Source organism: Klebsiella sp. S69, from assembly GCF_016516145.1.
Taxonomy (GTDB): domain Bacteria; phylum Pseudomonadota; class Gammaproteobacteria; order Enterobacterales; family Enterobacteriaceae; genus Klebsiella; species Klebsiella oxytoca.
On sequence record NZ_JACVUU010000017.1, the window covers coordinates 55,389 to 69,788 of the forward strand.

Annotated in this window: 10 protein-coding genes; 9 read left to right on the forward strand and 1 reads right to left on the reverse strand. The window is 56.1% G+C overall.

Features of this window, described 5'->3' with window-relative positions:
* The first annotated feature begins 50 nt into the window (after positions 1–50).
* From glgB to IAE27_RS17175, 9 genes are all read left to right on the forward strand, one after another.
* Positions 51–2,237: a 1,4-alpha-glucan branching enzyme gene (glgB, locus tag IAE27_RS17135; RefSeq protein ID WP_154022573.1), complete on the forward strand. Its 2,187-nt coding sequence runs from the start codon at positions 51–53 to the stop codon at positions 2,235–2,237.
* Entirely contained in the window at positions 2,234–4,210 is a 1,977-nt protein-coding gene (glgX, locus tag IAE27_RS17140) for a glycogen debranching protein GlgX (protein WP_154022572.1), read from the forward strand. Before glgB ends, glgX begins: the two co-directional genes overlap by 4 nt.
* 80 nt (positions 4,211–4,290) lie before the next feature.
* The gene (glgC, locus tag IAE27_RS17145; RefSeq protein ID WP_004106488.1) at positions 4,291–5,586 is read left to right on the forward strand and encodes a glucose-1-phosphate adenylyltransferase; all 1,296 of its coding nucleotides are present in this window, start codon (positions 4,291–4,293) and stop codon (positions 5,584–5,586) included.
* Positions 5,586–7,019, forward strand: a complete 1,434-nt coding sequence (gene glgA / locus IAE27_RS17150; RefSeq protein WP_004106486.1) for a glycogen synthase GlgA — start codon at positions 5,586–5,588, stop codon at positions 7,017–7,019. The genes glgC and glgA overlap by 1 nt, the downstream gene beginning before the upstream one ends.
* A gap of 14 nt (positions 7,020–7,033) precedes the next feature.
* Entirely contained in the window at positions 7,034–9,481 is a 2,448-nt protein-coding gene (gene glgP, locus IAE27_RS17155; protein ID WP_070555783.1) for a glycogen phosphorylase, read from the forward strand.
* A gap of 129 nt (positions 9,482–9,610) precedes the next feature.
* Entirely contained in the window at positions 9,611–11,113 is a 1,503-nt protein-coding gene (locus tag IAE27_RS17160; RefSeq protein ID WP_070555781.1) for a PstS family phosphate ABC transporter substrate-binding protein, read from the forward strand.
* A gap of 211 nt (positions 11,114–11,324) precedes the next feature.
* The gene (locus tag IAE27_RS17165) at positions 11,325–11,438 is read left to right on the forward strand and encodes a periplasmic phosphate-binding protein (protein ID WP_073970760.1); all 114 of its coding nucleotides are present in this window, start codon (positions 11,325–11,327) and stop codon (positions 11,436–11,438) included.
* A 9-nt stretch (positions 11,439–11,447) separates the two neighbouring features.
* Positions 11,448–12,152 (forward strand): hypothetical protein, encoded by a 705-nt coding sequence (locus IAE27_RS17170; RefSeq protein WP_108705059.1) that lies wholly within the window; start codon positions 11,448–11,450, stop codon positions 12,150–12,152.
* Complete coding sequence (locus IAE27_RS17175) at positions 12,149–12,568, forward strand: hypothetical protein (RefSeq protein WP_017145307.1); 420 nt, start codon at positions 12,149–12,151, stop codon at positions 12,566–12,568. The genes IAE27_RS17170 and IAE27_RS17175 overlap by 4 nt, the downstream gene beginning before the upstream one ends.
* Positions 12,569–12,751: 183 nt before the next feature.
* On the opposite strand, the gene glpD is transcribed toward IAE27_RS17175, so the two are convergent.
* A complete protein-coding gene (gene glpD, locus IAE27_RS17180) occupies positions 12,752–14,260 on the reverse strand; it encodes a glycerol-3-phosphate dehydrogenase (RefSeq protein WP_023321714.1) in 1,509 nt (502 codons plus the stop codon).
* Positions 14,261–14,400 lie beyond the last annotated feature (140 nt).

Consider the following 14,400-nt stretch of genomic DNA (forward strand, 5'->3'; position numbering starts at 1 on the left):
AAAAAGTCGCCAGATACAGGAAAGGGCGACACCTACAACAGGATGAAACCATGTCTAATCGTATCGATAAGGACGTGATTAATGCGCTTATCGCCGGCCATTTTGCGGATCCTTTTTCCGTGCTTGGCATGCATTACACCGACGCCGGGCTGGAAGTTCGTGCATTATTACCCGATGCCACCGAAGTGTGGGTCATTGAACCAAAAACCGGACGCAAAGTCGGCAAGCTGGAATGCCTCGACTCGCGCGGTTTCTTTAGCGGCGCTCTGCCGCGTCGTAAAAATCCTTTTCGTTATCAGTTGGCTGTCACCTGGCACGGGCAGCAGAATCTGATCGATGACCCGTACCGTTTTGGCCCGCTGCTGCAGGATCTGGATGTCTGGCTGCTGTCGGAAGGCACGCACCTGCGTCCGTATGAAACGTTGGGCGCGCATGCCGATACTATGGACGGCGTGGTCGGCACGCGTTTCTCGGTCTGGGCGCCTAACGCCCGTCGGGTGTCGGTCGTCGGCCAGTTTAACTACTGGGATGGTCGCCGCCACCCGATGCGCCTGCGTAAAGAGTCCGGCATCTGGGAGCTGTTCGTTCCCGGCGCGCTGAACGGCCAGCTGTATAAATTCGAGCTGATTGATGCCCACGGCAACCTGCGGGTGAAGTCCGACCCTTACGCTTTTGAAGCGCAGATGCGCCCGGATAGCGCCTCGCTCATCTGCGGGCTGCCGGAAAAGGTCCAGCAGCCGCCGGAGCGCAAGCTGGCTAACCAGTTTGATGCGCCAATCTCGATTTATGAGGTGCACCTCGGCTCCTGGCGTCGCCATACCGATAATAACTTCTGGCTGAGCTACCGCGAGCTTGCCGACCAACTGGTGCCTTATGCCAAATGGATGGGCTTCACCCATCTTGAACTACTACCGGTTAATGAGCATCCGTTTGACGGCAGCTGGGGCTATCAGCCAACCGGGCTATATGCGCCAACTCGTCGCTTCGGCACCCGGGAGGATTTCCTCTACTTTATCAACGCCGCGCACGCTGCGGGCCTGAACGTGATTCTGGACTGGGTACCCGGCCATTTTCCGGCGGATGATTTCGCGCTCGCCTCGTTTGACGGCACCTCGTTGTATGAACATAGCGACCCGCGCGAAGGCTACCACCAGGACTGGAACACCCTGATTTACAACTACGGTCGTCGCGAGGTCAGTAATTATCTGGTCGGCAATGCGCTGTACTGGATCGAACGCTTCGGCATTGACGCGCTGCGGGTTGATGCGGTGGCATCAATGATTTATCGCGACTATAGCCGCAAACAGGGCGAGTGGGTGCCGAACGAATTCGGCGGTCGGGAAAACCTTGAAGCCATTGAGTTTCTGCGCAATACCAACCGCGTGCTGGGCGAGCAGACGCCGGGCGCGGTGACGATGGCGGAAGAGTCGACCGATTTCCCCGGCGTGTCTCGTCCTTCCTCCACCGGCGGGCTCGGCTTCTGGTTCAAGTGGAACCTTGGCTGGATGCACGACACCCTCGACTATATGAAGCTGGACCCGGTGCATCGCCGACATCATCACGACAAGATGACCTTCGGTATGCTCTACAACTACACCGAAAACTTTGTCCTGCCGCTCTCTCATGATGAGGTCGTGCACGGCAAAAAATCGATTCTCGACCGTATGCCGGGCGATGCCTGGCAGAAGTTCGCTAACCTGCGCGCGTACTACGGCTGGCTGTTTGCCTTCCCGGGTAAAAAGCTGCTGTTTATGGGCAATGAGTTTGCTCAAGGGCGAGAGTGGAACCACGATACAAGCCTCGACTGGCATCTGCTGGAAGGCGGCGATAACTGGCACCACGGCGTTCAGCGGCTGGTGCGCGACCTCAACCATACTTATCGCCACCATAAAGCGCTGCATGAACTGGATTTTGACCCCTACGGATTTGAATGGCTGGTGGTGGACGACCACGAGCGCTCGGTCTTTATCTTTGTTCGTCGCGACAGGGCGGGTAACGAAATTATCGTCGCCAGCAACTTCACGCCAGTGCCGCGCCATGAGTATCGCTTTGGCATCAACCAGCCTGGCCGCTGGCGTGAAGAGCTGAACACCGACTCTATGCACTACCACGGTAGCAATACCGGCAACGGCGGCGTCGTCGAGAGCGACCCGATCGCCAGCCACGGTCGTGAACACTCGCTCTCCATTACGCTGCCGCCGCTGGCGACGGTATGGCTGGTGCGGGAGGCGCAATGATCGCACTCACGGCAGGAAAGCCCGCGCCTTTAGGGGCCAGCTACGACGGTAAGGGCGTGAATTTCGCGCTCTTTTCCGCCCATGCGGAGCGGGTGGAACTCTGCGTGTTTGACGAGCAGGGCAATGAGCGGCGAGTCGACCTGCCCGCACGCAGCGGCGATATCTGGCACGGCTGGCTCGCCGATGTCGGGCCAGGTCTGCGCTACGGCTACCGCGTCCACGGCCCCTGGGACCCGGCGCAGGGGCACCGTTTCAATCCGGCAAAGCTGCTGCTCGATCCCTGCTGCCACCAGGTGGATGGCGGACTGCCTGACGACGAGCGACTTCACGGCGGCGATAGCGTTCCCGATAACCGCGATAGCGCGGCAATAGCGCCGAAGTCGCGGGTAATCGACCTCCATTATGACTGGCGCGGCGATAAGCCGCCGCGCACGCCGTGGGGCCAGACGGTGATTTATGAAGCCCACGTCAAGGGGCTGACCTGGCTGCACCCTGAGCTGCCGGAAGAGATCCGCGGCACCTACAAAGCGCTGGGTCATCCGGTGATGATCGAATACTTCCGCACGCTCGGCATTACTGCACTAGAGTTAATGCCGGTGGCGCAGTTCGCCAGCGAACCGCGTCTGCAGAGGATGGGGTTAAGCAACTATTGGGGCTACAACCCGCTGGCGATTTTTGCCCTCGATACGCGCTACGCCAGCGCGCCGGAGCAGGCGTTAAACGAATTTCGCGATGCGGTAAAAGCGCTGCACGCGGCAGGTATTGAAGTGATCCTTGACGTGGTGTTGAACCATAGCGCGGAGATAGACCTGGAAGGGCCGACCTTCTCCCTGCGCGGAATCGACAACCGTAGCTATTATTGGATCAGGGAAGACGGTGATTACCACAACTGGACCGGCTGCGGGAACACCCTCAACCTCAGCCATCCCGGGGTGGTGGAGTATGCGCGCCAGTGTCTGCGCTTTTGGGTCGATGAGTGCCACGTCGACGGTTTTCGTTTCGACCTCGCCTCGGTAATGGGGCGGACGCCGGAGTTTCGTCAGGATGCGCCGCTGTTTGAGGCCATTCGTAACGATCCGCGGCTGGCGGAAGTGAAGCTGATTGCCGAGCCCTGGGATATCGGTCCCGGGGGCTACCAGGTCGGTAACTTTCCGCCGTTGTTTGCTGAATGGAACGACCATTTCCGCGATACCGCACGTCGATTCTGGCTACAGCAGAACGTCTCGCTGGGCGACTTCGCGCTGCGTTTTGCCGCATCGAGCGACGTTTTCCAGCGTAACGGCAGAGCGCCGTCGGCGGCGATTAATCTGGTCACCGCGCACGATGGTTTCACCCTGCGCGACTGCGTTTGTTTCAATCAGAAACACAATGAGGCAAACGGGGAGGAGAATCGCGATGGGACTAACAATAACTACAGCAACAATCATGGTATAGAAGGATTAGAAGGGAGTCTTGCCGTCATTGAGCGGCGCCGTGCCAGCGTTCACGCTCTTCTGGCGACGCTACTGCTGGCGCAGGGAACGCCGATGCTGCTGGCGGGTGACGAACACGGTCACAGCCAGCATGGTAACAACAATGCTTACTGTCAGGACAATGCGTTGACCTGGCTGGACTGGAACCATACTAACCGCGGGCTGACCGCGTTCACCACCGCGTTGATTCATCTGCGCCAGCGTATTTCGGCTTTAACCGATAATCGCTGGTGGCAGGAGGGAGACGGCAGCGTTCGCTGGTTAAACCAACATGCTCAGCCGCTGTCCGCTGATGAATGGCAGCACGGTGCGCCGCGCATGCAGATCATATTATCCGATCGCTGGCTGATGGCGCTGAACGCCACCGCCGAGGTGGCAGAGATGGTTTTACCCGCGGGGGAATGGCGCGCCATTCCACCTTTCGCCGGAGAGGATAATCCGGTCACTATGGCTGTCTGGCATGGGCCCGCGCACGGAGTGTGCGTATTTCAAAGGTCGTAACCTCGGGGCTTCCGGTTGGTCTCGAAGCGGCGGCGCGACGAGAAGGGCAGGCAAGCTGGGGAGTAAAAAAGGAGTTAATTATGGTTGGGGTAGAAAAGAACGATCCATTGATGCTGGCGCGTCAGTTGCCGATCAAATCCGTTGCGCTGATCCTTGCCGGGGGACGTGGTACCCGTCTGAAGGATCTGACCAATAAACGCGCGAAACCTGCTGTCCATTTCGGCGGCAAGTTCCGTATTATCGATTTTGCGTTATCTAACTGTATTAACTCAGGTATTCGTCGTATCGGCGTCATCACCCAGTATCAATCGCATACTCTGGTGCAGCATATTCAGCGCGGCTGGTCTTTTTTCAATGAAGAGATGAACGAGTTTGTTGACCTGCTGCCCGCCCAGCAAAGGATGCAGGGAGAAAACTGGTATCGCGGCACCGCGGACGCGGTGACGCAGAACCTCGACATCATTCGTCGCTACAAGGCGGAGTATGTCGTCATCCTCGCCGGCGACCATATCTACAAACAAGACTACTCGCGGATGCTTATCGACCATGTCGAAAAAGGCGCGCGTTGCACCGTTGCCTGTATGCCGGTGCCTATTGAAGAAGCACGGGCGTTCGGCGTAATGGCGGTGGACGAGAGCGATAAGATTATCGATTTCGTCGAAAAACCGGCTAACCCTCCGGCGATGCCGGGCGATGCGAGCAAATCGCTGGCGAGTATGGGTATCTATGTCTTTGACGCGGATTACCTTTATGAGCTTCTGGAAGAAGACGACAGCGATGAAAGCTCCAGCCACGATTTTGGTAAAGACATCATTCCGAAAATCACCAAAGCTGGCATGGCTTATGCACATCCTTTCCCGCTCTCCTGCGTGCAGTCCGATCCGCAGTCTGAGCCCTACTGGCGGGATGTCGGGACCCTGGAAGCGTACTGGAAAGCCAACCTCGATCTGGCTTCGGTGACCCCGGAACTGGATATGTACGATCAGAACTGGCCGATTCGCACCCATATGGAGCCTTTGCCTCCGGCGAAATTCGTTCAGGACCGCTCGGGTAGCCACGGGATGACCCTCAACTCGCTGGTCTCCGGCGGCTGTATCATCTCCGGTTCGGTGGTTGTGCAGTCGGTGCTGTTCCCGCGCGTGCGGGTGAATTCATTCTGTAATATTGATTCGGCAGTCTTGCTGCCAGAGGTTTGGGTTGGCCGTTCGTGCCGCCTGCGTCGCTGCATTATTGACCGTGCCTGCGTGATACCGGAAGGTATGGTTGTTGGTGAGAACGCGGAAGAGGATGCACGCCGTTTCTACCGCTCGGAGGAAGGTATCGTGCTGGTCACCCGCGACATGCTGCGGAAATTGGGGTACCCACAGGAGCGCTAATGCAGGTATTACATGTATGTTCAGAGATGTTCCCGCTGTTAAAAACCGGTGGACTGGCGGATGTGATCGGCGCGCTGCCTGCAGCGCAAATTGCCGGGGGCGTTGACACGCGCGTACTGTTGCCCGCGTTTCCTGATATCCGCCGCGGCGTGACGGATGCGCAGGTGGTAACGCGCCGGGAGACGTTTGCCGGGCGTATCACTTTACTGTTCGGCCACTTTAACGGCGTGGGCATCTATCTGATTGATGCTCCGCATCTCTACGATCGTCCGGGGAGCCCTTACCACGATACCAATCAGCATGCCTATACCGACAACGTGCTGCGCTTCGCGCTGCTGGGCTGGGTAGGCAGCGAGATGGCCTGCGGCCTGGATCCTTTCTGGCGTCCCGATGTTGTTCACGCCCACGACTGGCATGCGGGGCTGACCCCTGCCTACCTGGCGGCGCGCGGCCACCCGGCGAAGTCAGTCTTTACGGTGCATAACCTGGCCTATCAGGGGATGTTCTACTCGTGGCATATGAACGACATTGAGCTGCCCTGGTCGTTCTATAACGTTCATGGCCTCGAATTTAACGGTCAGATCTCCTTCCTGAAGGCGGGTCTTTACTACGCCGACCATATTACGGCGGTTAGTCCAACCTATGCCCGCGAAATCACCGAGCCGCAGTTCGCTTACGGGATGGAAGGGCTGCTGCGCCAGCGACAGCATGAGGGCCGCCTTTCGGGGATCCTCAACGGAGTGGATGATCATATCTGGAATCCGGAAAGCGACCTGCTGCTGGCCGCGCGCTATGACCGCGATCGGCTGGAAGAGAAGGCTGAGAACAAACGTCAGCTGCAAATCGCCATGGGGCTGAAGGTGGATGATAAAGCGCCGCTGTTTGCCGTGGTTAGCCGTTTGACCAGCCAGAAAGGGTTGGACCTGGTGCTGGAGGCGCTGCCGGGCCTGCTGGAGCAGGGCGGTCAGCTGGCGCTGCTGGGGGCTGGCGATCCGGTACTGCAGGAGGGCTTCCTGGCCGCTGCGGCCGAGCATCCGGGCAAAGTCGGCGTCCAGATTGGCTACCATGAGGCATTCTCTCACCGCATTATGGGCGGCGCCGATGTGATTCTGGTGCCCAGCCGTTTTGAACCGTGCGGCTTGACCCAGCTGTACGGCCTGAAGTACGGCACGCTACCGCTGGTGCGGCGCACCGGCGGTCTGGCAGACACCGTTTCCGACTGCTCGCTGGAGAATCTCGCCGACGGTCTGGCTACCGGCTTTGTTTTTGAAGATAGCAACGCTGTGTCGCTGCTGCGGGCCATTCGACGCACGTTCGTCCTGTGGTCGCGCCCATCGCTCTGGCGTTACGTCCAGCGCCAGGCGATGAATATGGATTTTAGCTGGCAGGTTGCCGCAAACTCTTACCGCGAACTTTATCAACGCTTGCTGTAACCAGGAGCAAAGCTATGAATGTACCTTTTAGCTACTCATCACCCACCCTGAGCGTTGAGGCGTTAAAGCACTCTATTGCTTATAAACTGATGTTTATTATCGGTAAAGATCCGGCTATCGCGAACAAGCATGAATGGCTTAATGCTACGCTGTTCGCCGTTCGCGATCGCATGGTTGAGCGCTGGCTACGTTCAAACCGGGCGCAGCTCTCTCAGGAGGTGCGCCAGGTATACTATCTGTCGATGGAATTTTTGATTGGCCGTACTTTATCCAACGCGCTGTTATCGCTAGGTATTTATGAAGATGTGAATAGCGCGCTGGAAGAGATGGGGCTGAATCTTGAAGAGCTGATTGATGAAGAGAATGACCCGGGCCTGGGCAACGGCGGCCTGGGGCGTCTGGCCGCCTGCTTCCTTGACTCGCTGGCGGCGCTGGGTTTACCGGGCCGTGGCTACGGTATTCGCTACGACTACGGCATGTTTAAGCAAAACATCGTCGATGGGCGGCAGAAAGAGTCCCCGGATTACTGGCTGGAGTATGGTAACCCGTGGGAATTTGAGCGCCACAATACGCGCTATAAAGTGCGTTTCGGCGGCCGCATTCAGCAGGAAGGTAAACATTCACGCTGGGTGGAAACCGAAGAGATTATTGCTGAAGCCTACGATCAGATTATCCCGGGTTTTGATACCGACGCCACCAATACGCTGCGTCTGTGGAGCGCGCAGGCCAGCAGCGAGATTAACCTCGGTAAATTTAATCAGGGCGACTACTTCGCGGCGGTGGAAGATAAAAACCACTCCGAGAACGTGTCGCGGGTACTTTATCCGGATGACTCCACCTATTCCGGGCGCGAACTGCGCCTGCGCCAGGAGTATTTCCTCGTGTCGGCGACGGTACAAGATATCCTCAGCCGCCACTACCAGCTGCATAAAACCTACGCCAATCTGGCGGATAAAATCGCGATTCATCTCAATGACACGCACCCGGTGCTGTCGATTCCGGAGCTGATGCGCCTGCTGATTGACGAGCACAAGTTCAGCTGGGATGAGGCGTTCGAGGTAACCTGCCAGGTCTTCTCTTATACCAACCATACCCTGATGAGCGAAGCGCTGGAGACCTGGCCCGTCGACATGCTGGGTAAAATTCTGCCGCGTCATTTGCAGATTATTTTCGAGATTAATGACTACTTCCTGAAGACCCTGCAGGAGCAGTATCCCAACGATACGGCGATGCTGGGTCGTACGTCGATTATCGACGAGTCTAACGGGCGTCGCGTCCGTATGGCGTGGCTGGCGGTGGTGGTAAGCCACAAGGTCAACGGCGTGTCGGAGCTGCACTCCCGGCTGATGGTTGAGTCGCTGTTTGCCGAATTTGCCAAAATTTTTCCGATGCGCTTCACCAACGTCACGAATGGCGTGACTCCGCGCCGCTGGCTGGCACTGGCGAATCCGCCGTTGTCAAAAGTGCTGGATGAAAATATCGGTCATACCTGGCGCACGGATTTAAGTCAGCTGAAGGAGCTGGAGCAGCATATCGACTATCCGAAGGTCAATCAGGCGGTACGCCAGGCCAAGCTGGAAAACAAGCAGCGGCTGGCGAACTACATCGGCCAGCAGCTTAACGTGGTCGTCAACCCGAAGGCGCTGTTTGATGTGCAGATCAAGCGTATTCACGAGTACAAACGTCAGTTGATGAACGTGCTGCATGTGATCACTCGCTACAATCGCATCAAAGCCGATCCTGACGCTGAGTGGGTACCGCGAGTGAATATTTTCGCCGGAAAGGCGGCTTCGGCTTACTATATGGCGAAGCATATTATTCATTTAATTAATGATGTCGCGGCGGTAGTGAATAACGATCCGGAAGTTGGCGATAAGCTGAAAGTGGTGTTTATTCCTAACTACAGCGTTAGCCTCGCGCAGCTGATCATTCCGGCGGCGGATCTCTCCGAGCAGATCTCTCTGGCAGGGACGGAGGCGTCCGGTACCAGCAACATGAAGTTCGCGCTTAACGGCGCGTTAACCATTGGTACTCTGGATGGCGCTAACGTTGAGATGCAGGAGCACGTTGGGGCGGATAATTTCTTTATCTTCGGTAATACGGCGGAACAAGTTGAAGCCCTGCGGGCCAATGGCTATAAACCGCGTGATTACTACGAGCAGGATGAAGAGCTGCACCAGGCGCTGACGCAGATTGGCACCGGCCTGTTTAGTCCGTCTGAACTGGGACGTTACCGCGACCTGCTGGATTCGCTGATTAACTTCGGCGACCACTATCAGGTTCTGGCGGATTACCGTAGCTACGTGGATTGTCAGGATAAGGTGGATGAGCTGTACCGTCATCCGGAGGAGTGGGCCAATAAAGCGATGCTGAATATCGCTAATATGGGTTACTTCTCGTCCGATCGCACGATTAAAGAGTATGCCGACCATATCTGGCATATCGATCCGGTTCGACTGTAGTCATGTAACCTGTGGGAACGGGGCCAAATGGCCCCGTTTTTTTATGCCGGAATTTCAGAAAAGTGCCCGGGAGGCGCAAGGAACTAAGCAGCTTATACTTCCGTCATCGCAGGGATGAGCGAATAACAAATGAAAAACACGAAATGGTTGTTGCTGTCAGTGATATTGGCCTTTTTTGGCGTGCCGATATTAACGCACGTCGCGGCTCTGGTGCTGGCGATGGTCGGCGGCGGCCTGGCGCTGGTTACTGGTCTATTTGGCGAATCACAGACGGCCGCCACGGCGATAGCTTACCTGATGTTCGCGGCGGGCGCGGCGCTGATGTTTGCCAGCGGTCGGGTATGGTCAGATAAACAAGAGTCGGCATTGCTGGCCGGCTGGCGGCAGAGCCTCTTATTACTGCCTGCGCTGATGGCGCTTCTGACCTGGATTATCATGCTGCAGCGGGCGGAGCTCAGCTTTAAGCAGCTCAACTTTTTTTGGCTGTCTACGTTCCTGCTTCCATGGTTTGGTATTAGCGTGCTATCGGCTCTGAGCGGCTGGTATTGGGGGATCGTGGTGATACCCGTTGGCTCACAGCTGTGCTTTACGCTGGGATATTACTGGCCGTACAGGCATGTACCCATCGCCAGGAATGCATCGCTCTGCCGCTGTATTCTACTTGCGGTACTGGCGCTGCTGGGCGCGTATGCGCTCTATCAGGCGTGGCTACATGAGGAAAAATATCCTTCTGTCAGCAGAAACAATAGCGTTCTCGAGTCGATTAATACCGGCAATTTCGCGCCGGGAAGCTGCAGTAAACTCACCCCATTACAGGGACCGCCGCAATTACGTTTTACGCAAAACTGGCCGCGGATGGCCGGGGCCACGGCGGCATATCCGCTCTATGCGTCAGCGTTTTATGCCCTGAATACCCTACCTGCTACGTTTTCCACCAGAGACTATTTACACGAGTCCCGCACGCCGGATGCCTGGCGCAGCATAATTACTGGCGAAACCGATATCATTTTTGTCGTCCAACCTTCAGCCGGGCAAAAACAGCGCGCGCAGGATGCGGGCGTTAAGCTGGTCTATACCCCTTTTGCCCGCGAAGCGTTTGTGTTTATAGCCAATCAAAGTAATTCGGTCCAGTCGCTTAGCGAGGAGCAAATCCGCGCGATTTTTAGCGGCAAAATTACCCGCTGGAGCGATGTCGGCGGCGCCAGTAAAGCTATTCAGCCCTGGCAGCGCCCGGAGGACTCTGGCAGCCAGACGGTGATGCTGGCAAAAGTCATGAAGGGCGTCCCGATGCTGCCGCCAAAGAAAAGTGAGTTTTCCACAGTAATGGAGGGCGTCATCCGCGAAGTGGCCGAATATCAGAATACGCGCGGGGCGATTGGTTACACCTTCCGCTACTACGCGACGCAGATGAACAGCAATAAACATATCAAGCTGCTGTCCATCAATGGCATTGCGCCGACGGTTGAGAATATACGTAACGGCAGCTACCCGTACACGGTTGATGTCTATATGGTCACCCGGGAACATACCTCAGCAGAAACGCAGCAACTGGTGGCGTGGTTTTTAAGCCCGCAGGGACAGCACCTGGTGCAGGATGTCGGCTACGTGCCGATGTATAAAACGCAGGAATAAGTAAATATGAAAGGGAATTTAAAGTACATTCTTGCCATTTTGTTGATGGCTTTTTTTTCCTGCCGCTGGCGGTGAGTTTTGTTGTCTTTATTCTTACATCAGCAATCCCTTATTTAGGTTTTTCTTATCCGTTGCTGATTGTGGCGACGATAATTGGCCTGGCGATCCGTTCAAGCCAAAAGCCCTGGCGCAGGAGAAAGAAGTGCAGTTAATGATAACCCCCGTGGTGCAAACGCAAACCCTGGTGGAGTGGTTTATCAGCCCGCAGGGCCAGACTCTGGCGCAGAGTCTGGGCTATCTACCGCTCTATCCGGTAACGGAATAAATGAACGCCATGGAAGACATTAAATTGTACGTGCAGCTGACGGGCGTCGATCCTGCCAGCGGCGCTGATATTTGTATCGCGCGGCGTGAATCCACTGCCTGGCATAGAGGCATCGTGGCGGAGCTGATTAATCAGGCTTTGGATCAGGCCGAAAAATTCGTGGGCGCACCGGGTCTGGAAGAGCTGCGGGCATACGATGTCATGGTAGGGATTGGTTTAACATCCAGCGGCATCTGGCCGGGTTTTTCTCTGGACCCAGGGACGATTGGCCGTATGAGCGTCTGCGGCGCGGAGCTGGATTTCGATCCTTATATCGACAGAGTCCCGATTTACGCCTGCGACATCGATACTCACGATGATTTCACGGTGGCGTTCTCCGCGCTGGGTTTTCATCACCAGCGGAGCGTTATCGCAAAGCGGGGGCTCAGAGAGTACGCCAGCGTGGCGGATGTTTTCATTCTGCAGGTTTTTAAAGATGCGTTGAAATATCACAATGACAATAGTCTGCGGCTGTTCAGAAAAAAGCAGGCGGAGCTGATGCTATATGCTCGCTATTATCAGGCTAAACGCTGCGACGACAAAAGCTGTACGAACTGCGAGGAGGGCTGTACCAGGCCCGGCTTTCATTTGCCACGAGACGTTTTTATCCGCCTCAGCGCCGCCAACGCGCGCTTTCAGTATTGTCCGTTTGAAAGACGTCGGTTGTCGGTGTGAAAAGAGGGGCCATCGCGTTAATCTTCGTCGCCGCGCTAACCGCCTGCGACGATCGTGTCGTAAGCCATTTCTCTGACTACGCCGCCATACCAGAGCAATCCGGCATTTGGAGCTGGCTGCCGGTCTTCTTCCCCATTTCCGCACGCGAAATCAAAATAGCCACTAATCTCGACCTCGATCTTTTTTATGCTGATTTTGCGCTGGCGGAACACGATGAGCGCGCTCATTTTGAAGCAGCGTTAGGCCTGGGGAGCGTGGTTCAATCCCTGGATTCTGCACATAAAAGTTGGTGTAAGACGGGAAAAACCCTCTGGAATAGCGAAGCGCAGGCAAAGTCGTTTTTTATTCAGAAATTAAGCGTGGAGCGCTATCGCATAACTAACGACATGCCCGCATGTACCAAAATCGGCTATTAAATCTGCCTGTTCTGGAAGGTATTGAACAGGAAGCGCGCACTTTGCCGGACGCCAGCGAACGCTGAATCCGGCCTGTAGAAACCACAAACGCGGGTTGTTGCATTCTGGTCGCAGGCGCCGCCGCCGGGCAAGCCTGTGCACCTTATGAGCAATCAGAGAGGGCTAAAGCGCCCTCTGATTTCATTACGACGCCAGCGACAGCTCAGACTTTCCCGCGTGCTGCGCCAGCCATTCGCTAATGCGCGCCTGCTGTTCCTCCGTGAGCCACATGCCCTGCTTGGTCCGCCGCCAGATAGCGTCATCCAGTGAACGAACCCATTCATGTTCAACCAGATAGCGCAGTTCGGCTTCAAAAAACTCATGACCGAAATGTTCGCCCAGATCGTCCAGCGAGGTCGCCTTATCAAGGATCAACTCGCTGTTGCTGCCGTAGGTGCGGGCGTAATGGCGGGCCATCGATTCACTGATAAACGGGAAGCGGCGGCGCAGCTTAGCCGCATAGTCATCACGGTCGCCGCCGATATCGCCGCCGGGCAGCACCGCGGTTTTGGTCCATGCCGGGCCAATGCCTTTGTAGTAAGGCGTCAGTTTCTCCAGCGCGTGTTCGGCCAGCTTACGGTAGGTGGTGAGCTTACCGCCGAAGACCGATAGCAGCGGCGCCTGGCCGTTCTCATCATGAATATCGAGGGTGTAGTCGCGGGTGATCGCCTGCGGTGAATCAGATTCATCATCGCACAGCGGGCGCACGCCCGAGTAGGTCCAGACAATATCGTCCCGCGTGAGTTGTTTTTTAAAGTGAGCGTTATAGACGTTCAGCAGATAGTTAACCTCTTTGTCATCGATCGCCACCGCTTTTGGATCGCCTTTATATTCGACGTCGGTGGTGCCGATGATGGAGAACTCGTCCATCCACGGGATCACAAAGACAATGCGTTTATCTTCATTTTGCAGGATATAGGCCTGCTTCTGCGTATGTACGCGCGGTACGACGATATGACTGCCTTTAATCAAGCGGATACCGTACGGAGAACGCAGGTGCATCCCCTCGTCGAAGAACTGTTTGACCCACGGGCCGGTCGCGTTAACCAGACCGCGCGCCTGCCAGGTGAACTTTTCACCGCTATCAATATCTTCCGCTTCGACAATCCACAAACCGTTTTCACGTTTTGCCGAGATGGCGCGGGTGCGCGTGCGCACTTCCCCGCCTTTACGCACAACCATCTGGGCATTGGCCAGCACCATGCGCGCATCGTCGACCCAGCAGTCGGAATATTCGAAACCGCGCACGATTTCAGGTTTAAGTACTGATTCTGTACCAAAACGCAAACCGGTTGATCCAGGCAGGCTGGTGCGCTTACCGAGATGGTCGTACATAAACAGGCCAATGCGGATCATCCACGCCGGACGCAGGTGCGGGCGATGCGGTAAGCGAAAACGCATCGGGAAGGCGATATGCGGGGCCATTTTTAATAACACTTCACGCTCGGCCAGCGCTTCGCTCACCAGGCGGAATTCATAGTGTTCGAGGTAGCGCAGCCCGCCGTGAATCAGCTTTGAGCTGGCGCTGGATGTCGCGCAGGCCAGATCGCGCGCCTCCAGCATCAGCACGGATAAACCACGCCCTGCGGCGTCTGCCGCGATACCGGCACCGTTGATGCCTCCCCCTATCACAATCAGATCTTTGGTTTCCACTCTGCTACCTCTTACACTTTCGTTTAAGCTCACAAATGTTCGATATCGCTCAATATAGCAAACAATCGCGCTATTGGTAACATCAAAAAAACATTTCAGAGTGATGCATGTAACATATTGGCGTTTATTTCGCGCCAGGC